Source organism: Rhodococcus sp. BH5, from assembly GCF_027583855.1.
Taxonomy (GTDB): domain Bacteria; phylum Actinomycetota; class Actinomycetes; order Mycobacteriales; family Mycobacteriaceae; genus Rhodococcus_F; species Rhodococcus_F qingshengii.
Genome location: NZ_JAJHVW010000010.1, coordinates 66,153 through 87,531, shown reverse-complemented (window position 1 = coordinate 87,531; position 21,379 = coordinate 66,153). Strand labels below are relative to the sequence as shown.

Below are 21,379 nucleotides of genomic sequence, written 5' to 3'. Positions count from 1 at the left end.
CTCGTGCGTGCGACATTTCTACGCGCGAGAGGCTTGACGTGGACTGGCTCTACCGAATCAGTTTGATCTCGGGACCGCTGCCGGTGATCCTGACTGTCCTTGGGGTCCTGGGTGGTGTGTGGCTGCTCGGTTCGAACGTGCGCTGGTACTACCGCAGAGCGGTGCCGATCGCGGGGCTGATTGCGCTGGTGATCATGATCGCCGTGTGGATCACCGTCGAAAAGGTGATCGTGCCGTTCCCCGATCCCATCGAGATGTCGATCTACGTGTGGATCGGTCTCGGTATCTACGCGCTGCTACTTCTCGGGCCGCGAATCAAGGCGGGCGGAACCGTCGCGAAAGCGCTCCTGTCCGTGATCGCGACGGTTCTGGTCGTCATCACTGCCGCGACGCAGATCAATCTGGTTTTCGCCGCGTATCCGACTGTGGGAATTGCGTTCGGACACGACGATTTCGACCGCATCTCACTCAGTGAAGTTCCCGGTCCGACCGATCCTGTTGTCACCGGCGATCCCACCGACACTGTGTGGAAAGCGCCGGAGGGCATGCCGATTCGCGGACGGGTCACGACTTTGCCTGTCCCCGGGACGATTTCAGGATTCTCCGCGCGCGACGCGCAGGTGTATCTGCCGCCGTCGTACTTCACCAATCCGCGTCCGCTTCTTCCCGTGCTCGTGCTCATGGCAGGTCAGCCTGGCAAGCCCGAGGACTGGCTCCAGGGCGGAAAGCTGACCGCGACAATGGATGCCTTTGCACGAGATCACGAGGGGTTGGCTCCAGTCGTCGTGATAGCCGATGGAACAGGGTCGCAGATGGCCAATCCGCTGTGCACCGACTCGTCACAGGGCAAGGTCGGCACGTATCTGGCAAAGGACTTGCCCGCTGCGGTGGCGAATGCGTTCCAGATCGACACGAATCCGCGAGCGTGGGCAATCGGCGGGCTCTCCTACGGTGGCACCTGCTCACTGCAGATGGCGACCAATTACCCCGAGGTGTACCCGACATTCCTCGATCTGTCCGGTCAATTGGAGCCTTCGCTCGGTGACCGACAGCGAACCGTCGACGAGATATTCGGCGGCGACGAAGCGGCGTTCGTGAAGGTGAATCCGTTGGACCTGCTGGCGACTCGGAAGTTCCCGAACTCGGGCGGAGTGTTCGTCGTCGGAACAGATGACAATGAGTTCAAGCCCGGTCAGCAAAAGGTGTACGAAGCGGCCAAAGCGGCCGGAATGGACGCCAGGTATCTCGAGCTTCCCGGTGGTCACAGCTTTTCGGTGTGGTCGGCCGGCGTCGAGCAGGAGCTGACGTGGATCTCGCAGCGAATGGGACTGATCAGCTGAATCCTGTTCCGGTTTTGGAACGTGTTCTATATTCGGTGTGTGGCTGTCGTTCGGCAGTCTCTCGATCGTTCACCGACTGGAGTTCAGGCACATGTACGAGTGGTCCGACACCGACCTGATGTTCCGCGACGCCTTGCGGGGCTTTATCGACAAAGAGGTGCGACCTCACGTCGACGAGCTCGAAAGCGGTGCGCTGCCGCCGTTCGACATCATTCGCAAGCTGTACTCGACCTTCGGTCTGGCCGACATGGCACGCGAGGGCCTCGAGAAGTCGCTGGCACGCGAGCGCGGCGATGCGCCCTCCGGTGACGGTGAGAAGTCGAGCGCCTTCAGCGGCGCCGGCAGCATGGGCGTCGTGCTCAACAGCGAATTGGCCGGAGTCAGCCTCGGCCTGGTCGCATCGTTGGGTGTCAGCCTCGGATTGGCTGCCGGAACTATCCGCAGCCGCGGCACACTCGCGCAGAAGGAACGCTGGCTCCCCGGCCTGGTGACATTCGAGACCGTCGGCGCCTGGGCGATCACCGAACCGGACTCCGGCTCGGATGCCTTCGGCGGCATGAAGTCCTACGTACGCCGCGACGGCGACGACTACATTCTCAACGGCAACAAGACCTTCATCACCAACGGTCCGTACGCCGACGTGATGATCGTGTACGCAAAGCTCGACGAGGGCGATGCGTCGGTTGATCGTCGCGATCGCAAGGTGCTCGCCTTCATCCTCGACAAGGGCATGGAGGGTCTCACACAGAGCCCGCCGTTCAAGAAGATGGGCATGAACTCCTCACCCACAGGTGAGCTGTTCTTCGACAACGTCCGCATCACCAAGGACCGTCTGCTCGGCGAGACCGAGGACAGCGGAAAGTCGGACGGCAAATCCAGCGCCAAGGAGAGCTTTGCCGCCGAACGCATCGGCATCGCGTCCCTGTCTCTCGGCATCATCAACGAATGCCACCGTCTGAGTATCGAATACGCGAAGTCCCGCAAACTGTGGGGACGCGAGATCGGGCAGTTCCAGCTCATCCAGCTCAAGCTGGCCGAGATGGAGGTCGCTCGAATCAACGTGCAGAACATGGTCTTCAACGCGATCGAACGTACCGCGGCCGGAGACAAGGTGAGTCTCGCGGAGGCGTCGGCGATGAAGCTGTACTCCTCGCGCGCAGCGACCGAGGTCGCGATGGAAGCCGTGCAGCTGTTCGGTGGAAACGGCTACATGGCCGAGTACCGAGTCGAGCAGTTGGCGCGTGATGCCAAGTCGCTCATGATCTATGCGGGCAGCAACGAAATTCAGGTCACCCATATCGCCAAGGGCCTCCTGGGCTGACACCGGTACGTTTTCGCTTGTCGGTCGATCGCAGCAGGAACCAGATAGTCTTGCTGCGGTCGGCGACACCGCGCCGACGGATCGGAGTAAGCAGTGAACGCGTTAGATCCCATTGCGTCAGATTTCACTGCGCCGGATCCCACCAATGTTCATCCGATGGCCGGGCAACCGCGAGTGGTGTTGCTGAGGCCGTTGATCGACAACCCGTTGATCGAGGTAGGGGAGTACACCTACTACGACGATCCGGAGTTCGCCGAAGAGTTCGAGACTCGAAACGTGTTGCATCACTACGGTCCCGACAAACTGGTGATCGGAAAGTTCTGCGCCCTGGCCACCGGTGTCACCTTCATCATGAACGGCGCGAACCATCGTATGAACGGTGTCTCCACCTACCCGTTTCCGATCATGGGCGGTGATTGGGCCAGGCACATGGATTTGGTGCAGGATTTGCCGTCGCGCGGTGACACCGTCGTGGGGAACGACGTGTGGTTCGGCGGGAACGTGACAGTCATGCCCGGTGTCCGGATCGGTCACGGGTCGATCGTGTCCACTGGCGCCGTCGTAACGCGCGACGTCCCGGACTACGCAATTGTCGGCGGCAACCCGGCAACGGAGATCAAGCGCCGCTTCAGTGCCGAAGACATCGAGAAGTTGGTGCGAATTGCTTGGTGGGACTGGCCGATCGAGAAGATCACCCGCCACGTCCGGGTGATCTCGGACGGGAGTGTCGCGGAACTCGAAGCGGTCGAGTGATCTACCGATCTGCTAGTTCGATCGAGTGAGCGAGTAGTTCCGGACGTGAAGCAGAGCGGCGGCGAAAAGACCGACAGCAAGACCTGTGGCCGTGAAGGTGATCAGGTTCGGTTCGAGGTCGAAGTGGATGATGGTCAGGCGAGCACTCCGAGGATGCTCAGGAGCATGCCGGTCGCGATGAAAACTGCGAAGAGTGGTTCTGCAACACGGTCGCGCAGCGTTGTGAGTCGCATTCGACGATCGTCTCATCTCAGCCCGAGATCGAGAGTCTTTGTCGGTGGCTTCCATTAGCGTGTGCGCATGACTCTCACACTCGGCATGATCACCTTCGACAGTCTCGATCCCGGTCCGCTCGCAACGTGGTGGGCAGCGCAGTTGGGCGGAAACATCGTCGAGGAAAACGACGGTTGGTTCTACATCGTCGCGGTCCCTGACAGCGCCACCAACTTCGCATTCCAGAAGGTCCCGGACCCCACCGCCGGCAAGAATCGCATCCATCTCGATTTGGGGAGTCCGGATCTCGACGCCGAGGTGGCGCGGCTCGTCGAGGCCGGAGCAACTGAGCACCACCGCGAGAACATGGACGGTTTCCGCTGGGTGACGCTCCTCGATCCTGATGGGAATCAGTTCTGCGTGTCGGGTCCTCACGCCTGAGCTGACAGGTTCTGAGCTCGCCCGATTCCGCCCACTGATTTCGTGCCCACTGATTTCGCGGACACCGATTCGGGCATGATGAGGGGCATGACTTCTCAGACTTCTCGGACCGGGGCCGACGCAGACGGCTTGTGCAGCTTCGTCGATTCGTCACCGTCGCCGTTCCATGTGTGCGCGACGGTGGCGACCGAGCTGACGGCCGGCGGGTTCGTCGAAGTCCACGAAACGCAGTCGTGGCCAGCCGAGCCCGGACGGTACTTCCTCGTGCGAGGCGGTTCGCTGATCGCCTGGAGCACCGAGGGCGTGGGAAGTACCGCTCCGTTCCGGATTGTCGGAGGTCATACCGACAGCCCCAACCTGCGGGTCAAACAGCATCCCGACCTCACTTCGGCCGGGTGGCAGATGGTGGGCCTCGAACCGTATGGCGGTGCGTGGCTGAACTCCTGGCTCGACCGCGATCTCGGTATCTCCGGACGATTGAGTGTCCGGGTGGGAAACACTGTGGAGCAGAAGCTGGTTCGCATCGACGACCCGATTCTTCGTGTTCCGCAGCTGGCTATCCACCTGTCCGAAGATCGCAAGGGTGTGACGCTGGATCCGCAGAGGCACGTCAACGGAATCTGGGGCGTGGGTTCGAAGCCCAAGTCTTTCATCGGCTTTGTCGCCGAGCGTGCGGGTGTAGCCGCGTCGTCGGTTCTCGGCTGGGAATTGATGACACACGACCTTGCGCCCAGCGCAGTCGTGGGGGTGGACAAGGAACTGGTCAGCGCCCCCAGGCTCGACAATCAGGGCACGTGTTATGCAGGGACACAAGCACTTCTGGCCGCAGTCGAGTCGCCCGGTCAGCAGGTCCCAGTGCTTGCACTCTTCGATCATGAAGAGGTCGGCAGCATGTCCGATCGCGGAGCTTTCTCGGACCTGCTGAACACCGTGCTCGAGCGGATCGTGTTGGGACGCGGTGGTGGCCGCGAAGAATTCCTGCAGGCGATGGCCGGCTCGGTATGCGCGTCGGGCGACATGGCACACGCGACGCACCCCAATTACCCGGACCGCCACGAGCCCGCTCATCGGATCGAGATCAACGGTGGGCCGGTACTCAAGGTGAACCAGAACCTGCGCTACGCCACCGATGCGGCCGGTGCCGGCGAATTCGCGCTCGCGTGCGATCAGGCGGGAGTGCCGATGCAGCGCTACGTCCACCGCGCCGATTTGCCGTGCGGCTCCACCATCGGACCGATCACGGCATCACGCACCGGACTGTCCACCGTCGACGTCGGCGCGCCTCAGCTCGCGATGCACTCTGCCCGCGAGCTGATGGGCGCGGCAGATGTCCGCATGTATGCCGACGCGCTCGGTGCGTTCCTCACGCCGCGTTGTTAGAGGGCGGGTAGCTGGGGGAGCGGGCAGTTAACGGGCAGAGAGCCCAGCGGGTGTAGCCGGTAGATCCTCGAAGAAGTCGGCGCTCGGAGTGAAGAACATCGAGCCCGTCACGGCCGTCGAGAAATCGAGCAGACGGTCGTAATTGCCGCGAGGGTTGCCGAGAAACATGTTCTCGAGCATCCGTTCGGTGATCGCCGGCGTGCGGCAGTAGCCGATGAAAAAGGTGCCGATCTCGTCGTCGCCGAGGCGCCCGTACGGCATGTTGGCACGCAGGATCTCGAGAGCCTTGCCGTTCTCGTCCTTGATTGCGTTGAGGGCTACGTGCGAGTTGGCCGGCTTCACGTCGGACGTCATCTCGATGTCCTCGAGCTTGCTGCGTCCGATCACACGTTCCTGCTCGTCGACGGTGATTGCTTCCCAGTCCCGCATCTTGTGGACGTAGCGCTGGATGTGGACGTAGCTCCCTCCGGTGAACGCAGGATCTTCGTCTCCGACAGTCACGGCGGCGACGGCGTCGCGGCCCACCGGATTTTCGGTGCCGTCGACGAAGCCGATGAGGTCTCGGTTCTCGAAGTACTGGAAGCCGTGAACCTCGTCGACCACCGTGGCTGCGCCGTGCAGTCGCTTCGTGATCTGCCGAGCCACCTCGAAACACGCATCCATGCTCAGCGCGCGGATGTGGAAGAGCAGATCGCCGGGAGTCGACGGCGCCGAGTGAACGTCGCCCTGCAAAGCGGTGAACGGGTGCAGTAGCGCGGGGCGCGGACCGGCGAACAGTCGATCCCAAACCGACGAACCGATGCTTGTCACCACATCCAAACCTGATCCGGGGACGCGCAGCCCCACGGCGCGCTGTAGGCCGGCGACGTCGGCGAGTAGTTCTCGTGTGGTGTTCTCGCCACCCGGATTCACGGTCGCGACCAGGAAAATCGCAGCCGGAGTGAGGGGAGTGGTCACCGACTGGGACTGTGCTGTGAGGTCGGACTGACGAACATCCTGGGGCATGCGAGACCTTTCGAGGGAGAGAGTGGGCCGGCCCTGACTTTAAGAAAACCGACCGGATCACCCAAACCGGGGCGGGTGTGACGGGCGATACTTCGCAGGCCCGGAGGTGTTGCGGGTGCTGCCGTCTGCGGAAGTCGTCGGCCCACACCGATAGACTGTCCCCCGGCACGTTCTTTCGTTGGGCACATTCGTGGTGTCCCGCTCCGCGCCGGCTTGCCTCTTGACTCCCGTAGGGAAGGGACCACTCTCCAGTGTCTGCTCACCAGGTCGATACCGTCACGCACGCATCGGCTGATCCCGATGCCGCTCAGCCGTTCAAGGAGCTCGGTCTCAAGGACGACGAATACGCACGCATCAAGGAGATCCTGGGCCGCCGTCCCACGGACGCCGAACTGGCGATGTACTCGGTGATGTGGAGCGAGCACTGCTCGTACAAGTCCTCCAAGGTCCACCTCGGATACTTCGGCAAGACCACCACCGACGAGATGCGCGCCAACATGCTGGCCGGTATCGGTGAGAACGCCGGCGTCGTCGACATCGGTGACGGCTGGGCAGTCACGTTCAAGGTCGAGAGCCACAACCACCCGTCGTACGTCGAGCCTTACCAGGGTGCGGCGACCGGTGTCGGCGGCATCGTCCGCGACATCATGGCCATGGGTGCTCGTCCGATCGCCGTCATGGATCAGCTTCGGTTCGGTGCTGCTGACGCCCCCGATACCCGTCGCGTCGTCGACGGTGTCGTGCGCGGTGTCGGTGGATACGGAAACTCCCTCGGCCTGCCGAACATCGGCGGCGAGACGGTCTTCGACGAGTCCTATGCAGGTAACCCGCTGGTCAACGCCCTCGCTGCCGGCGTCATGCGCGTCGAGGATCTGCATCTGGCCTTCGCTTCGGGCGCGGGCAACAAGATCATCCTGTTCGGCGCACGCACCGGTCTCGACGGAATCGGCGGCGTCTCGGTCCTCGCGTCGGCGACGTTCGACGACGAGGGTGGAGACACCGGCGGACGTAAGAAGCTGCCCGCGGTTCAGGTCGGCGACCCGTTCACCGAGAAAGTGCTCATCGAGTGCTGTCTCGACCTCTACAAGGCCGGCCTCGTCGTCGGCATCCAGGACCTCGGCGGCGCCGGGCTGTCCTGCGCCACCTCCGAGCTGGCCGCGGCCGGCGACGGCGGCATGCACATCAACCTCGAGAAGGTTCCGATGCGCGCCACCGGAATGACCCCGGCCGAGGTGCTCTCGAGCGAATCGCAGGAGCGCATGTGCGCCGTGGTCACGCCCGAGAACGTCGATGCGTTCATGGAGGTCTGCAAGAAGTGGGACGTCCTGGCCACCGACATCGGCGAGGTCACCGACGGTGAGCACCTCACCATCTCCTGGCACGGCGAGACCGTCGTCGACGTTCCCCCGCGCACCGTCGCGCACGAGGGTCCGGTTTACCACCGCCCCGTCGAGCGTCCGGCAACGCAGGATGCCTTGATCGCGAATACGACTGCCGGACTGAAGCGTCCCGAAACCGACGCCGAGCTCGAAGCGACCCTGCTGAAGATGATCGCCTCGCCTGCCCTGTGCAGCCGCAAGTGGATCACCGAGCAGTACGACCGCTACGTCCGCGGAAACACCGTCCTGGCCGAGAACGCCGACGGCGGTGTCATCCGCATCGACGAGAAGACCGGACGCGGAATCGCACTGTCCACCGACGCTTCGGGCCGCTACACCGCGCTCGACCCGTACACCGGTGCGCAGCTCGCGTTGGCCGAGGCTTTCCGCAACGTGGCAGTCACGGGCGCAACGCCCAAGGCCGTCTCCAACTGCCTGAACTTCGGTTCTCCCGAGGACCCGGGTGTCATGTGGCAGTTCCAGCAGGCCGTTCGCGGCCTTGCCGACGGCTGCGCCACCCTCGGCATCCCCGTCACCGGCGGCAACGTCAGCTTCTACAACCAGACCGGATCCACGGCAATCCTGCCGACGCCGGTGGTTGCCGTCCTCGGTGTGATCGACGACGTTCACCGCCGCATCCCGACGGGCCTCGGACTCGAGCCCGGCGAGACGCTGATCCTGCTCGGCGACACCCACGACGAGTTCGACGGCTCCATCTGGTCGCAGGTCGAGCACGGTCACCTCGGTGGCGTGCCGCCGAAGGTCGACCTCGCCCGTGAGCAACTGCTCGCCGACATTCTGCTCGCCTCTTCGCGTGACGGTCTCGTCACCGCAGCCCACGACCTCTCCGAGGGTGGACTGGCCCAGGCTGTCGTCGAAGCCGCGCTGGCCGGCGAAACCGGTTGCCGCATCCTGATTCCCGAGGGCGCAGATCCGTTCGTGACCTTGTTCTCGGAATCGTCGGGACGCGTCCTCGTTGCAGTTCCGCGTACCGAGGAGACTCGCTTCACCGGTATGTGCACCGCCCGCGGCTTGCCGTGGACGCGTATCGGGGTCGTCGACGAGGGCAGCGACTCCGTCGAGGTCCAGGGACACTTCTCCGTCACGATGGCCAAGCTCCGTGAGGCCTTCGAGGGAACGCTGCCCGCACTGTTCGGGTGATAGATGGTCGATTCCGGAGAACTGACTTCTTCTGACAGCCAGCCGCAGGAACACCACCTGCGGCTGGCTGTTCCCGCACCCCTCGAGAAGCTCGACAACCGCTTCACCGAGTGGGCGTGGGGGCTCCTCAAACTCGACTTCACCGGCATCGCGTTTGCCGCGTTCTTCTTCTGCTGGTCGTTGACCCCTTCGCTGTTGCCGCGCGATTGGCTTTTCCAAGGTCTGATCGGCGGAATCAACTCGGCCATCGGCTACGGCGTCGGTACTGCGATCGGTTGGGCTGTCGAGCGATACCTGCTCAGCGGGCGACGGTGGTGGCCACTGCCCGAGCCGGTGCCTTCCGCGATCAAGGTCTTCGTTCCGGTCGCGTCCATCGTCGCGGCGATCATCATGCTGGTCTACGCGGCCGGGTGGCAACGTGAAATCGCGGCACTGACCGATGCCGAAGGCACGACCACTTCCGGCTACATCCGAACCCTCGGACTGAGCCTGCTCGTCGGTGGCCTGCTCATCTCGATCTGGCGGGTCCTCCACGATCTGGTGAAACTGATTGCCCGACAGCTGATGCGGCGGTTCCACTGGTCACGGTCGGTGGCCAATGGCGTCGGTGTCCTGGTTGTCACCGTCCTGTTCTTCATGCTGGTCGACGGCGTCCTGGTCCGCGGAATCTATGCAGCGACCAACTCGATCTTCAGTCTGCAGAACTCGACCACTCGCGACGGCATCGTCGAACCGCAGGATCCGATGAAATCGGGTAGCCCCGAATCAGCCGCTCCCTGGGACACATTGGGGTTCGAGGGACGAAACTTCGTCTCGCGCGGACTCGACGCGCAGGAACTCGAAGCGGCAACCGGTAAGCCTGCGATGGATCCGATTCGCGTATATGCCGGACTTGAAAGCGCCGAAGATCCCGAAGAGCGTATGGATCTGGTCATCAAGGAGCTGGAGCGAACCGGCGCCTTCCAACGCAAGGTCCTCGTGGTCATTCCGACGACGGGTACGGGGTGGGTCAATCCCACTGCGGCACAGGCAATCGAACTTGTGCATGACGGCGACACTGCTCTTGTCGCCAGCCAGTACTCGTACCTGCCGAGTTGGATCTCGTTCCTCGCCGATCAGGAGAAGGCGCAAGCTGCCGGACGCCTGTTGATCGAGCGGGTACACGAAAGATGGCTCCAGGAACCGGAAGCCACCAGGCCGAAGTTCATGGTCTACGGCGAGAGCCTCGGCGTCATGGCCGGCGCCGGAGCCTTCGACACACTGCAAGCGGCGCGCGATACCGCCGACGGAATTCTGTGGGTTGGCCCACCGAACGCGACGCAGTTGTGGCGTTCGATCGAGAAGAGGCGCGATCCTGGTACCCCCGAAGTAGCGCCCGTATACGCGGACGGCTTGGCCGGCGTGCGGTTCGCGGATCGCTCCGAAGACATTCCGACCGACGGGATGACGTGGCCGCAGCCGCGGGTTCTGTTTGTCCAGCACCCTTCCGATCCGGTGGTGTGGTGGTCGCCCGACCTCATGTTCAATCGGCCCGAGTGGCTCAAGGAAGTGCCCGGTTTCGACCGCTCGCCGTCGATGAAATGGTTCCCGGTCGTGACGTTCTGGCAGGTGTCTGCAGACCTCGGTAACGCCGCGGGAGTTCCCGACGGTCACGGTCACAATTACGGAACCTCCGTTCTGGACGCCTGGATCAGCGTCGCCCAGCCCGAGGGATGGACGGCTGCAGAAACCGAGCGGGTGCGGTCGGCATTGGTTGTCGCCGTGAAATCAGAGGGCCCCGAGAAGTGAGGGGAGTCGCCTCGATCGCGCTCTCCGCCGCCGCGATCACCTGGAGCAACGTCGTGCTTCCGGCATTCGGTCTTTCGCCCCGAGCCCGCGCCGTGGTCAACACCGCGGCCGGTCTGTCGGCCATCGGAGTCCTACTCGCACGTGGTTACACCCGCGAGGAACTCGGCTTGGCGCACACCGGCATTCGTGGTGGTGCTCAGTTCGGCGGAGCCGCGGCGGGGGCGGTCCTCACCGGCTACAGCGTCGCTTTGGCCGTTCCGTCCTTGCGCGCGACTCTCGCTGCCGACGAGCGAGCAGACGGCCGCGAAGACTTCCTCGAATGGATCATCCTGCACATCCCGTTCGGGACGGTGCTCTCCGAGGAACTGTTGTTCCGTAGCGCGATGTCGGCCGTCTGGAGCCGCGAACTGAACAGGCCGACCGCGCAGGCTGTTCACGCACTGACCTTCGGGCTGTGGCACGTCGCTCCCGCTCGCGGTGCCGGCGACAACGTTCCCGCAGCAGTGGCGTTCACCGGCGCTTCGGCATTGCTGTTCGAGTGGCTGCACCGCCGTGGCGGCAGCGTACTTGCCCCCGCCCTGCTGCACCTGGCCACGAATGCCGGTGGCGCACTTGCCGTTCGTATCGCTACTCGCAGACAGGGAGTGAACTGATGCCGCCCCGCCGCGCCGTCGACCCCGCCGAATTCCGTGCCGCCGTCCTGGCCGTCGGCCCGTGGCTTCGAGATCCGGAACTGCCGAAGCCTTCGCGCAGTGAACTCGGTGCGGCAGTGAAGATGAGTGCGCGCACTCTCGAACAGATCGCCCCCGGATCGAGCGTCGAGGTGCGGGTCCCACCGTTTGTTGCGGTGCAATGCATCGAAGGTCCGCGTCACACCCGCGGAACCCCGCCCAACGTCGTCGAGACGGACGCTCGGACGTGGTTGCAGATGGTCACCGGATTGCTCGAGTTCTCCGAGGCCTCAGGTGACGGAAGAGTCGACGCCTCAGGTAGCCGCGCTCCCGAAATTGCGCACTGGCTCCCACTGCTGCGGTTGACCTAGCAACAGAGGGGTTGGCGCAGCAACAGAGTGGTTGACGCAGTAACAGTGAGAGACCATCCGGTTCGCTTCGGCGTGATCTGAGAGCCAAGGCAGCCCTCAGGGGAAGTGAGTCCCAAAATGGCCGTAGACTGTGGATGCCCCCCAACCCCTGCCCACAAAGGGAGCGCCCGGTGACTCGTGCCGATCTGTCGGTCAACAGTCCAAATCTCCTCGCTTCGAACCCGTCCGACGAGGACGAGAACGAGCCCCGCGAAGAATGCGGTGTATTCGGCGTCTGGGCGCCGGGAGAGGATGTGGCGAAGCTCACTTATTACGGCCTGTACGCACTTCAGCACCGTGGTCAAGAAGCTGCCGGCATTGCGGTAGCCGACGGCTCCCAGGTGCTGGTGTTCAAGGATCTCGGCCTGGTCAGCCAGGTATTCGACGAGCAGACCCTCGCAGCGATGCCAGGTCACGTCGCCGTCGGACATTGCCGTTACTCCACCACCGGATCCACGACGTGGGAGAACGCGCAGCCCATCTTCCGTACGACCACTGCCGGTACCGGCATCGCCCTCGGCCACAACGGCAACCTGGTCAACACCGCTGAACTCGCGAGCCGCACCCGTGCAGCCGGCCTGGTCAACGACAAGCGCCCCAATGCCGCGACTTCCGACTCCGACCTCATCGGTGGTCTCCTGGCACACGCTGCCGGCGACAGCACCATCGAACAGGCCGCAATGGAATTGCTTCCCACGTTGGAGGGCGCGTTCTGCCTCACCTTCATGGACGAGCACACGCTGTACGCAGCGCGCGATCCGCACGGCATCCGCCCGCTCTGCCTCGGTCGACTCGACCGCGGTTGGGTAGTCGCCAGCGAGACGGCAGCCCTCGACATCGTCGGTGCGTCGTTCGTTCGCGACATCGAACCCGGTGAGCTGCTTGCGATCGACGCCGACGGTGTTCGCTCCTCACGTTTCGCGAATCCGACGCCCAAGGGCTGTGTTTTCGAGTACGTCTACCTTGCCCGTCCCGACAGCGTCATCGGTGGCCGTTCGGTCCACTCGACCCGCGTCGAGATCGGCCGTCTGCTCGCCAGCGAGCATCCCGCCGAAGGTGACTTGGTCATCCCCGTTCCCGAGTCCGGCACCCCCGCAGCCGTCGGGTACGCACAGGGCTCAGGCATCCCCTACGGCCAGGGTCTGATGAAGAACGCCTACGTGGGCCGTACCTTCATCCAGCCGTCGCAGACGATCCGTCAGCTCGGTATCAGGCTCAAGCTCAACCCGCTCAAGGAAGTCATCCGCGGCAAGCGCCTTGTGGTGGTGGACGATTCGATTGTCCGCGGAAACACCCAGCGTGCGCTCATCCGGATGCTCCGCGAAGCCGGCGCTCTCGAAATTCACGTCCGTATCGCCTCGCCGCCGGTCAAGTGGCCCTGCTTCTACGGCATCGACTTCGCCTCACCGGCCGAATTGATCGCCAACGGCGCAGGCGGACAGGACGCGACGTTCGAGGAAATGCTCGACGGCGTGCGTCGTTCCATCGGAGCTGACACCCTCGGATACATCTCCACCGAGGGCATGATCGCCGCCACCGAGCAGCCGGCCAGCCGTCTGTGCGCCGCGTGCTTCGACGGGACCTACCCGATCGCGCTTCCCAAGGAAACGTCGATCGGCAAGAACGTCCTCGAGGGGATGCTCGAGAGCACCGCAGGTTCGACGGCCACTCGCGACAACGACAATGCGAGCGCGCTCAGCCGCCCCTGAACATCAGAATCGTTGAAATTCGACAGCCGAGAATCTGCCGTCCGCAGCATGTGGGCGGCAGATTTTCTGTTCACGACTTTCTGTTCACGACTTTCTGTTCCACGACACGGCATACGTCGTGAGCATCTGGCATAGTGCCCTCCGTGGCGCAACTGAGAATGGATGGGCACCGGGTCCTGGTCGCAGACCTGGTGGGGGACACCATCAAAGCGATCAACGGCTCGATGGTGGCGTACGAGGGTGCGATCACCTTCAAGAACGCCGGAATGGGCGGTGGTGGCGGGCTGCGTGCCGCGCTGAAACAGAAGGCGGCAGGTGAATCACTGTCCCTGATGGAAGTCAGCGGTCAAGGCACCGTCTACTTCGCGGTCGACGCCCAGGACATCACGATTATCGAGCTCAACAACGACGCTTTGCACGTCGAAGCCTCGCAATTGCTCGCATTGGTCGGCCAACTGCGAACCGACGTGAAATTTGCCGGTCTCCGCGGCGCAGGTTCCGGACAGGGCTTGTTCACGACGGTCGTCAGCGGCACCGGTCTGGTGGCGGTGCTGTCGAAGGGCGGACCGATCATCGCGCTCGAAGTCAGCCCGCAGTATCCGCTGGTTGCCGATCCCGACGCATTCGTCGCTCACCGTGGCCAGCTGAACCAGAGCTTCGTCACCGACGTCACCTGGCGCTCTGCGATCGGCGGTGGCAGCGGTGAAGCGTTCTCGCTGCGATTCGACGGATCCGGAGTCGTCTACATCCAGCCTGAGGAGCGCTGACCCATGCCGTTGGAATTGGTGAACAGCAAGGTCGTCAAGTCGACCCTCGCACCGGGACAGAACGTGCTCGCCCGCACCGGGTCGATGCTCTATTACACCGGTGACGTCCGCTTCATCCCGCACAGCATGGGCGGTGGGCCCGGCGCCATGCCGAACATGGGCGGTATCGCCGGGATGGCCGGCCGCATGATGTCCGGCGAGCATGCACGCATGATGGCGGCCGAGGGAAACGGTGAGGTCTTCTACGGGCATGCCGGCTTGTACGTCGAGGTCATCCACCTCGACGGTTCGTCGATGCTCACGGTCGAAGCCGACCGACTCCTCGCACACGACGGTTACCTCCAGAGTTCGATAGTCGCTCTCACGTCGCAGGGCGGTGTGCGCGGAGCGGTACGCGGAGCGATGACCGGTCAAGGACTGTTCACGACGCAGTTGCACGGACAGGGAAGCGTCGCGGTCCTCTCGCACGGGGGCGCGATTCCGTTGCAGGTCGGTCCGAACAATCCTCAGGTCGTCGTCGACCCGCAGGCATACGTGTGCCACATCGGTCAGATCAACGTCGACATCTCCGCGAACGTCGGCTGGCGCGAGGCCGTCGGCAAGGGCTCGGGGGAGTCCATCCAGCTGAAGATGACCGGCGCCGGCACCGTTTGGGTCCAGGCGTCCGAGCAGAAGTTCTGAGAGGGCACAGAGCATGGGTATCGAAATTCACAATCCGGCAACTCTGCCCGCCAACGACAACGTCCCGGGCAACGACTACGCCTTCTGCGTCGAGATGGCCGGACAACCGTGGTTCACGTCCAAGGGCGCGATGATCGCGTACTACGGAAACATCAACTTCGAGCCGCTCGGGCGCACGAGCATGACGGCGATCGTCGCGGCCAGGTTTTCTTCACCGCTCTACGCGGACGACTGGGTGCTCGCTCAGGGACAGGGCAAGTTGATCCTCGGGGACCGCGGATTCAACATCAATTCCTACGACCTCGACGACGGCAACCTCACGATTCGCGCGGCCAATCTCCTCGCCTTCGAGACCAGCCTGGACCTCAAACAGTCCATCGTCCCAGGCTTTTTGACGCTACTGGGGACAGGCAAGTTCCTGGCGTCGTCCAATGGCCCGGTCATGTTCGCGGAGCCGCCGCTGCGCATCGACCCGCAGGCGTTGGTGGGTTGGGCCGACTGCCCGTCGCCGTCCCACCACTTCGATGCCGACTGGATGCAGAGCTTCCTGGGCGCGGTTCGCGGAAGCATGTTCGGCGCGAACACCGGCGAAGAACGCCAGTTCGATTTCACCGGAGCCGGGACGGTACTGATCCAGTCGAGCGAGAAGGTCGTCCACGACGGACACCTCCTCAAACACATCGAATCCGAGACGGTCGCACTCGGGCAGAACAGTCTGCGCGCACTGCACGCCTCGATCGGTGCGCGGCTGCAGAACTGACGTCTCGGGGTACGCGAGGTCTCACCGAGGGGGCCGGTCCGGTAGCGTATGGGCGTAATCGTCGGTATTTGTGTGCGCGCTCTGGGTCTCGAGTCGAACGATCCATCTCGCGTCACGAGGATTGCAAACACTTCACATTGCAAGACCACTTACCTGTGCACGAGCAATACGTGCTCGCGAGAAATACAAGGCTGGAGTAGTAACCCGATGACCGAGGACAGTCACCGCACCGCAGGCGCCTCCTACGCGGCAGCAGGAGTCGATATCGCCGCAGGCGACCGGGCGGTGGAACTCTTCGCCCCTCTGGCCAAGAAGGCCAGCCGCCCCGAGGTCATGGGTGGCCTCGGTGGTTTCGCCGGCTTGTTCTCCCTCAAGGGTGACTACAAGGAGCCGTTGCTCGCCGCATCGACCGACGGCGTCGGAACCAAGCTCGCTGTCGCCCAGGCGATGGACAAGCACGACACGGTCGGACTCGACCTCGTCGCCATGGTTGTCGACGACCTCGTCGTCTGTGGCGCCGAGCCGCTGTTCCTCCAGGACTACATCGCCGTCGGCCGGGTCATCCCCGAGCGCGTCGCGGAATTGGTCAGCGGCATCGCCGAGGGCTGCATCCAGGCCGGCTGCGCTCTCCTCGGCGGCGAGACCGCCGAGCACCCCGGCATCATGGCCGACGGTGACTACGACCTTTCCGCCACCGGTGTCGGCGTCGTGGAGGCAGAGAAGCTGCTCGGACCGGATCGCGTTCGCCCCGGCGACGTCGTCATCGCGATGGGTTCTTCGGGACTGCACTCCAACGGTTACTCACTGGCCCGCAAGGTCCTGCTCGAGATCGACCGCATGAACCTGAGCGCACACGTCGACGAGTTCGGCCGCACGCTCGGTGAGGAACTGCTCGAGCCCACCAAGATCTACGCCAAGGACTGCCTGGCACTCGCTGCCGAGACCGACGTGCGCACGTTCTGTCACGTCACCGGTGGCGGTCTCGCCAACAACCTCGCGCGCGTCATGCCCAAGGGCTTGGTCGCCGAACTCGATCGCGGAACCTGGAGCCCCGCTCCGGTCTTCGCCATGATCGCGCAGCGCGGACGCGTCGAGCGCGCCGAGATGGAGCAGACGTTCAACATGGGCGTCGGCATGGTCGCCGTCGTCGCACCCGAGGACGTCGACCGCGCACTTGCCGTCCTCACCGCACGCCACATCGACTGCTGGACGCTCGGTAGCGTCAAGAAGGCGTCGGACGCCGCTGCAGAGCGTGCGTTCTTGGCCGGAGACCACCCGCGCTTCTAGACCGCAACGTCAACTGCCCCATCGGAGAAATCCGGTGGGGCAGTTTTGTGTGTCCGTACAAGCAGGCGCGAGGCGGAAAATGGAACGCAAAAATGAGGAAGAGCGATCAGCTCTTCCTCATTTCACAGTCTGCGCGGTGGCAGTGCGCGGTCAACGCCGCCAGTCGTCGTAGTCGTCCTCTCGCGCATGCCCTTCCCTATCGGAAGTCTGGTCCGATCGGACACTGCTCCGATGCGAGTTGGTCGATCCACCTGCGAGCTCTCTTTGCAGGCTGTCGAAATCCGTGGTCGGTACGCTGTATTTCAATTCGCGTGCAACCTTGGTCTGCTTTGCCTTAGCCCGGCCGCGGCCCATGGCTGACCCCCTCGCGCTTTCGCGGGGCGGCCTGGGGAATTTGGCGGCCCCGTTTGAGTGTGTAAGTTTCCTGACACACACTCTAGCGTGGAAAAGTCGCTTCCGCTTCCACGAAGGCCTCACCGCCGTGTCTGATTGCTCTCACTATGGCCGCGAGCTGCCAGGATGCTGAAAGAACTCGTCAGAACTTTGTGAGAACTGCTCAGAAGTTTCCGGGAATAGCGCGAATCGTCCCCACTCGGGCGTCGCCGCCGAAGACCGGAGCGGATGCGAGAGCCGCCAACTCCTCGGTCCACTCGGTGTTCATCCGCTTGAGCAGAGCTGCCGCCAAGGGCAGGAGCGCCCGCTCGTGACCGTCGTCGATCTTGAGGGCGAAAGCGGAACCGTCGGGAAGCGCTCCGGCGTAGATGCCGTCGTATCCGGTCTTGGAGAACAGACCCGGCACGGCGGACATCAGGCGCTGATCGTTGCGGCCGGTGCCCGAGACGAGGAAGGGGTTCTCGCGGACCGCGTCGGCCACAGCTCGTTCGGGTGAGTCGGGCTCAGCCGAGGGCAGGCGTCCGAATGCCCGAGCCAGGTTCGTGAGCGAGAGCGGCACGATCGGGAGGCCGCAACCGTCGATGCCGAGTTCCTGCTCTTCCTCGCCGCTGAGATCGAAGATCGTCTCCTGGATCGCGAGCTGCAGGGGATGTGTCGGCTCCATGTACGTCTCGAGCGGCCAGTCGTTCACGACGCACGTCGCGAGCATCGCGGAGTGCTTGCCCGAGCAGGTCATGTAGATCGGGCTGGGAAGCTCGCCCGCTGCGATCAGTTCGGCTCGGGCCAGTTCGTTGCCCGGCAGATCGGAGGGGCACTGCAACTGGTCGACACCGAGTTGGTAGCGAGCGAGAAGCGCTGCGACCAGTTCGATGTGATCGGCCTCGCCCGCATGTGAGGACGACGCGACGGCCAGCTCCTCCGGACTGGTGGGTGCAAAGCCGTTACGAAGCGCAGCGACGGCTTGCAGCGGCTTGTTCGCCGAGCGCGGGTAGATGGGTGTGTGAATTTCCCCGAGTCCGACAACGACCTCGCCGTCGGCGCCGAGAATGACGGCCGATCCGCGATGCACGCATTCGCGGAATCCGGAGCGGACCACTTCCACCAATTCGATACTCACGAGTGCACCTGCGCTTCTGCTTGTTCGATGAACCTATGGACGCGCGCGGTGACGTTCGGTGCAAGATCGGTGTGTTCTGCGAGCAGCCGTCGAAGCCGCTCAGGGTCCGTTCCGGCGAAGACCTCACGAACAGTCACTCCGTGATCCGGTACGTGGACTCGGGTGACCGAATCGCCCGCGGCGATCGTGCCGGTCCGGTTGACGCGAAGGTAGGCGCCGACGTCGGTCCGCTCGGTGAATCTTTTGACCCAGCCCTTTTCCGCGGCCCAGATGCCGAAGGTGCCGCACGGGACGCGGGGAGCAGTCACCTCGAGTTCGAGAACGTCCGACGCCTCGGCTCCGGTGATGTGCCAACGCTCGCCGATTACGGCATCCGTGACAAGCATCCCGCTGATGTGAAGATTCTCGCCGAACCATCCGGGGCCGAGAGGTCGGCCCAATTCGTCCGACCAACGCTGCGCTTCGTCGCGCTGATACGCGTAGACAGCTTGGAAGGCGCCGCCGTGGAACTCGGTGTCGCAGACGTAGTCGCCCCCCAGACCGAGTCGGCCGACCGCGACGCGGCCGTCGACGGGACGCTTGTCGATCGCGGTACGGGGGACTCGCCTGACGCCACTGTCACGTTCGGTGTGGACGACGCAGACCGCGTCGACCATGCCCGTCACTTTCCGCGCAATCGGTTGACAGCCTCACGTCCGGCCTGGGGTGCGTCGTCCGCGACGATCGAATCCGGATCGATGGACGCAGCGCTGGGGCCGGCCATCAGTTCGGTGTCGACCGGGATGTTCCGCTTGATCAGAGCGAGTGCGATGGGGCCGAGCTCGTGATGATTGACGACGGTCCCGACGCGTCCGACGGCCCGTCCGCCCGCCGTGATCGGGTCACCCGGTTCCGGGACGGCTTCGGCGCTGCCGTCGAGGTGCAACATGACGAGATGGCGCGGGGGCTTGCCGAGATTGTGAACCCGGGCAACGGTTTCCTGACCGCGGTAGCACCCCTTGTCGAGGTGGACGGCGCCGTGCTCGGCCGGCCCACCGATCCAGTGGACCTCGTGCGGGATGGTCCGTTCGTCGGTGTCCAGTCCGAGGCGAGGCCTCGTCGCTTCGACGCGCAGTGCCTCGAAGGCCCAACTGCCGGCGGGCTTGGCGCCGGCATCGGTCAGCCTGGTCCACCACGCTGCCAGTTGCTCACGTGGGACGAGAAGATCGAAAGAGTTCTCGGTAGGCCACGGCATGCGGCGGACAAATCCGCCGTCGGCCAAGGCGTGAGCGTCGTAGGCCTCGGTGGGTGTCTGAACCTCGAGTGCGGCGAGGACAGTTGACGCTTCGGGTCCGATCAGGCTCAGGACCGCGAGTTCGTTGCCGTCTCGAGGTTCGGCCTTGGACCAGAACACCATCTTCTTCAAGAAGGAGAGAAGGTCGGGTCCGCGGTTCGCCTCGGTGTCGATCCAGGTGACACCTGCCAGGTCCGTCTGCACGAAGTGGTGCTCGACGCGTCCGTTGACGTCCAGGCTCAAGTTCTCGGCACTCTTGCCGTCGGGGAGCGCGGCGATGTGCTGGCTCGAAATCGTGTGCAGCCACGTGAGGCGTTCGTCGCCGGGAATGGCGATCACGAATCTGTGACTGCGGTCGACCACCACTGCTGCGCGCTGCGCGGTTCGCTGTTCGCCGAGAGGATCGCCGTAGTGCCACGCGACACCGATGTCGGCCGAACCGTCCGGTGCGGTGACCGCGCCGGGGGAAGTCAGAAGTGGGCTGTTGGGCACAAGAGCGTTGTCGACCACGAGACCAGTCTAGGAGTGTGGGCGGGATCGCGGTTACAGGGCGGCCCCGGCGGCTTGGCGGATCGTTAGGGTTGATGGCATGCCTGATCGCGTATTGGTGACTCTCGACCATGAGGTGCTCGATGCTGACGCACCGTTTCTGCACGCCGACGACCTGGCGGTGGTGCGCGGCGACGGAGTCTTCGAGACGCTGTTGGTACGCGACGGCCGCGCCCGGGTGGTCGAGGGACACCTGAGTCGACTGGTTCTGAGCGCGCGGGCACTCGGTCTGCCCGCTCCCGTTCTCGATGATTGGCGTCTGGCGATCGAGATGGCTGCCGAGGAGTGGGGGACCGAGAAGGAAGGCGCTCTTCGTCTTGTTCTGACCCGCGGCCGTGAGAGCGGTGACAAGCCGACAGCCTTCGTGATGGTCGGTCCGGTGGCCGATCGGGTCAGACAGGTCCGCGAATCGGGGTTGTCGGTGATGACTCTCGAGCGAGGTTTCTCTGTCGATCTCTCTGCCCGGGCACCCTGGCAGCTACTGGGCGCGAAGACGTTGTCGTACGCAACCAACATGGCAGCGCTTCGATATGCGGCGAATTTGGGTGCTGACGATGTGATCTTCGTCAGTTCCGAGGGCAATGTGTTGGAGGGGCCACGCTCGACGGTGGTGATCGTTCGGGACAGGACTTTGATCACACCGCCTCCCGCACAGGGCATTTTGATGGGCACTACGCAGCGCGCCCTGTTCGACGTTGCCGGCAGTGCTCGCTTCGATTGCCGATACGAAACCCTCCGACCTGCGGATTTGATTGCGGCCGACGGAGTGTGGATGGTTTCGAGCGTCACGCTGGCCGCACGCGTCCATACACTCGACGGGCTCACATTGCCAGAGCCGAAGGTCTCCGGGGAATTCGCGGAATTGGTTGAACGTGCAATTGATTCGGATTCAGCAGGGCGATAGGCGAATAGGAATCGCGACAGGTCTCTACTACATTTGGTAGTAGCAAAGTCCTGCGGTCCAAACCGGACAGCAGTACC

General features: G+C 63.8%; 20 protein-coding genes. 15 read left to right on the top strand and 5 right to left on the bottom strand.

All coding sequences use genetic code 11. The annotated features are described in order from the left end of the window. Nucleotides 1-38 precede the first annotated feature (38 nt). The 5 genes from RhoBH5_RS23645 to RhoBH5_RS23625 all read left to right on the top strand — a co-directional run bounded on the left by RhoBH5_RS23645 (nt 39) and on the right by RhoBH5_RS23625 (nt 5,448). On the top strand, nt 39-1,340 hold the full coding sequence (locus RhoBH5_RS23645; RefSeq protein WP_064114409.1) for an alpha/beta hydrolase: 1,302 nt from the start codon (nt 39-41) through the stop codon (nt 1,338-1,340). Between the two features lie 91 nt (nt 1,341-1,431). Continuing rightward, entirely contained in the window at nt 1,432-2,661 is a 1,230-nt protein-coding gene (locus tag RhoBH5_RS23640; protein ID WP_007733810.1) for an acyl-CoA dehydrogenase family protein, read from the top strand. A gap of 156 nt (nt 2,662-2,817) precedes the next feature. After that, entirely contained in the window at nt 2,818-3,414 is a 597-nt protein-coding gene (locus RhoBH5_RS23635) for a CatB-related O-acetyltransferase (protein WP_037125853.1), read from the top strand. 300 nt (nt 3,415-3,714) lie between these two features. Further along, a complete protein-coding gene (locus tag RhoBH5_RS23630; RefSeq protein ID WP_020970627.1) occupies nt 3,715-4,068 on the top strand; it encodes a VOC family protein in 354 nt (117 codons plus the stop codon). Nucleotides 4,069-4,155: 87 nt separating this feature from the next. Further along, a complete protein-coding gene (locus RhoBH5_RS23625) occupies nt 4,156-5,448 on the top strand; it encodes a M18 family aminopeptidase (protein WP_209447933.1) in 1,293 nt (430 codons plus the stop codon). A gap of 27 nt (nt 5,449-5,475) precedes the next feature. Here the strand turns inward: RhoBH5_RS23625 and RhoBH5_RS23620 are convergent, their stop codons facing one another. Next, nucleotides 5,476-6,453, bottom strand: coding sequence for a Dyp-type peroxidase (locus RhoBH5_RS23620; protein WP_209447932.1), 978 nt, complete (start codon nt 6,451-6,453; stop codon nt 5,476-5,478). Between the two features lie 251 nt (nt 6,454-6,704). Between RhoBH5_RS23620 and purL the strand changes: the two genes are divergently transcribed. The 9 genes from purL (at nt 6,705) to purM (ending at nt 17,066) form a co-directional block, all read left to right on the top strand. Then, nucleotides 6,705-8,993, top strand: coding sequence for a phosphoribosylformylglycinamidine synthase subunit PurL (gene purL / locus RhoBH5_RS23615; RefSeq protein ID WP_003940379.1), 2,289 nt, complete (start codon nt 6,705-6,707; stop codon nt 8,991-8,993). 3 nt (nt 8,994-8,996) lie between these two features. Beyond that, nucleotides 8,997-10,781 carry an alpha/beta hydrolase gene (locus tag RhoBH5_RS23610; RefSeq protein ID WP_270008857.1) on the top strand — a complete coding sequence of 595 codons (1,785 nt, stop codon included), beginning with the start codon at nt 8,997-8,999 and terminating at the stop codon, nt 10,779-10,781. After that, nucleotides 10,778-11,434: a CPBP family intramembrane glutamic endopeptidase gene (locus RhoBH5_RS23605; protein WP_065351345.1), complete on the top strand. Its 657-nt coding sequence runs from the start codon at nt 10,778-10,780 to the stop codon at nt 11,432-11,434. The genes RhoBH5_RS23610 and RhoBH5_RS23605 overlap by 4 nt, the downstream gene beginning before the upstream one ends. Further along, on the top strand, nt 11,434-11,823 hold the full coding sequence (locus RhoBH5_RS23600) for a sterol carrier family protein (RefSeq protein ID WP_007733822.1): 390 nt from the start codon (nt 11,434-11,436) through the stop codon (nt 11,821-11,823). Before RhoBH5_RS23605 ends, RhoBH5_RS23600 begins: the two co-directional genes overlap by 1 nt. A gap of 170 nt (nt 11,824-11,993) precedes the next feature. After that, complete coding sequence (gene purF / locus RhoBH5_RS23595) at nt 11,994-13,571, top strand: amidophosphoribosyltransferase (protein ID WP_003940541.1); 1,578 nt, start codon at nt 11,994-11,996, stop codon at nt 13,569-13,571. Between the two features lie 158 nt (nt 13,572-13,729). After that, nucleotides 13,730-14,338 carry an AIM24 family protein gene (locus tag RhoBH5_RS23590; protein WP_003940441.1) on the top strand — a complete coding sequence of 203 codons (609 nt, stop codon included), beginning with the start codon at nt 13,730-13,732 and terminating at the stop codon, nt 14,336-14,338. Between the two features lie 3 nt (nt 14,339-14,341). Continuing rightward, nucleotides 14,342-15,019, top strand: coding sequence for an AIM24 family protein (locus RhoBH5_RS23585; RefSeq protein WP_003939918.1), 678 nt, complete (start codon nt 14,342-14,344; stop codon nt 15,017-15,019). 13 nt (nt 15,020-15,032) lie between these two features. Continuing rightward, the gene (locus tag RhoBH5_RS23580; protein WP_003939813.1) at nt 15,033-15,779 is read left to right on the top strand and encodes an AIM24 family protein; all 747 of its coding nucleotides are present in this window, start codon (nt 15,033-15,035) and stop codon (nt 15,777-15,779) included. Between the two features lie 207 nt (nt 15,780-15,986). Beyond that, nucleotides 15,987-17,066 carry a phosphoribosylformylglycinamidine cyclo-ligase gene (gene purM / locus RhoBH5_RS23575; protein WP_003940225.1) on the top strand — a complete coding sequence of 360 codons (1,080 nt, stop codon included), beginning with the start codon at nt 15,987-15,989 and terminating at the stop codon, nt 17,064-17,066. A gap of 150 nt (nt 17,067-17,216) precedes the next feature. On the opposite strand, the gene RhoBH5_RS23570 is transcribed toward purM, so the two are convergent. From RhoBH5_RS23570 to ygfZ, 4 genes are all read right to left on the bottom strand, one after another. Further along, the gene (locus RhoBH5_RS23570) at nt 17,217-17,420 is read right to left on the bottom strand and encodes a DUF3073 domain-containing protein (RefSeq protein WP_003940337.1); all 204 of its coding nucleotides are present in this window, start codon (nt 17,418-17,420) and stop codon (nt 17,217-17,219) included. Nucleotides 17,421-17,622: 202 nt separating this feature from the next. Next, nucleotides 17,623-18,576 carry an asparaginase gene (locus tag RhoBH5_RS23565; protein WP_003940365.1) on the bottom strand — a complete coding sequence of 318 codons (954 nt, stop codon included), beginning with the start codon at nt 18,574-18,576 and terminating at the stop codon, nt 17,623-17,625. After that, nucleotides 18,573-19,241 carry an MOSC domain-containing protein gene (locus tag RhoBH5_RS23560; protein WP_209447931.1) on the bottom strand — a complete coding sequence of 223 codons (669 nt, stop codon included), beginning with the start codon at nt 19,239-19,241 and terminating at the stop codon, nt 18,573-18,575. Before RhoBH5_RS23560 ends, RhoBH5_RS23565 begins: the two co-directional genes overlap by 4 nt. Then, complete coding sequence (ygfZ, locus tag RhoBH5_RS23555) at nt 19,238-20,359, bottom strand: CAF17-like 4Fe-4S cluster assembly/insertion protein YgfZ (RefSeq protein WP_007733828.1); 1,122 nt, start codon at nt 20,357-20,359, stop codon at nt 19,238-19,240. Before ygfZ ends, RhoBH5_RS23560 begins: the two co-directional genes overlap by 4 nt. Nucleotides 20,360-20,438: 79 nt before the next feature. Here ygfZ and RhoBH5_RS23550 point away from each other — a divergent pair, with 79 nt between their 5' ends. Continuing rightward, entirely contained in the window at nt 20,439-21,302 is an 864-nt protein-coding gene (locus RhoBH5_RS23550; protein WP_007733829.1) for an aminodeoxychorismate lyase, read from the top strand. Nucleotides 21,303-21,379: the final 77 nt, after the last annotated feature.

Excerpts from the sequence above, each read along its gene's own strand:
- RhoBH5_RS23640 (WP_007733810.1), top strand. The coding sequence starts at position 1,432 with ATGTACGAGTGGTCCGACACCGACCTGATGTTCCGCGACGCCTTGCGG.
- RhoBH5_RS23635 (WP_037125853.1), top strand. The coding sequence starts at position 2,818 with ATGGCCGGGCAACCGCGAGTGGTGTTGCTGAGGCCGTTGATCGACAAC.
- RhoBH5_RS23630 (WP_020970627.1), top strand. The coding sequence starts at position 3,715 with ATGACTCTCACACTCGGCATGATCACCTTCGACAGTCTCGATCCCGGT.
- RhoBH5_RS23625 (WP_209447933.1), top strand. The coding sequence starts at position 4,156 with ATGACTTCTCAGACTTCTCGGACCGGGGCCGACGCAGACGGCTTGTGC.
- RhoBH5_RS23620 (WP_209447932.1), bottom strand. The coding sequence starts at position 6,453 with ATGCCCCAGGATGTTCGTCAGTCCGACCTCACAGCACAGTCCCAGTCG.
- RhoBH5_RS23610 (WP_270008857.1), top strand. The coding sequence starts at position 8,997 with ATGGTCGATTCCGGAGAACTGACTTCTTCTGACAGCCAGCCGCAGGAA.
- RhoBH5_RS23600 (WP_007733822.1), top strand. The coding sequence starts at position 11,434 with ATGCCGCCCCGCCGCGCCGTCGACCCCGCCGAATTCCGTGCCGCCGTC.
- RhoBH5_RS23590 (WP_003940441.1), top strand. The coding sequence starts at position 13,730 with ATGGATGGGCACCGGGTCCTGGTCGCAGACCTGGTGGGGGACACCATC.
- RhoBH5_RS23585 (WP_003939918.1), top strand. The coding sequence starts at position 14,342 with ATGCCGTTGGAATTGGTGAACAGCAAGGTCGTCAAGTCGACCCTCGCA.
- RhoBH5_RS23580 (WP_003939813.1), top strand. The coding sequence starts at position 15,033 with ATGGGTATCGAAATTCACAATCCGGCAACTCTGCCCGCCAACGACAAC.
- purM (WP_003940225.1), top strand. The coding sequence starts at position 15,987 with ATGACCGAGGACAGTCACCGCACCGCAGGCGCCTCCTACGCGGCAGCA.
- RhoBH5_RS23570 (WP_003940337.1), bottom strand. The coding sequence starts at position 17,420 with ATGGGCCGCGGCCGGGCTAAGGCAAAGCAGACCAAGGTTGCACGCGAA.
- RhoBH5_RS23550 (WP_007733829.1), top strand. The coding sequence starts at position 20,439 with ATGCCTGATCGCGTATTGGTGACTCTCGACCATGAGGTGCTCGATGCT.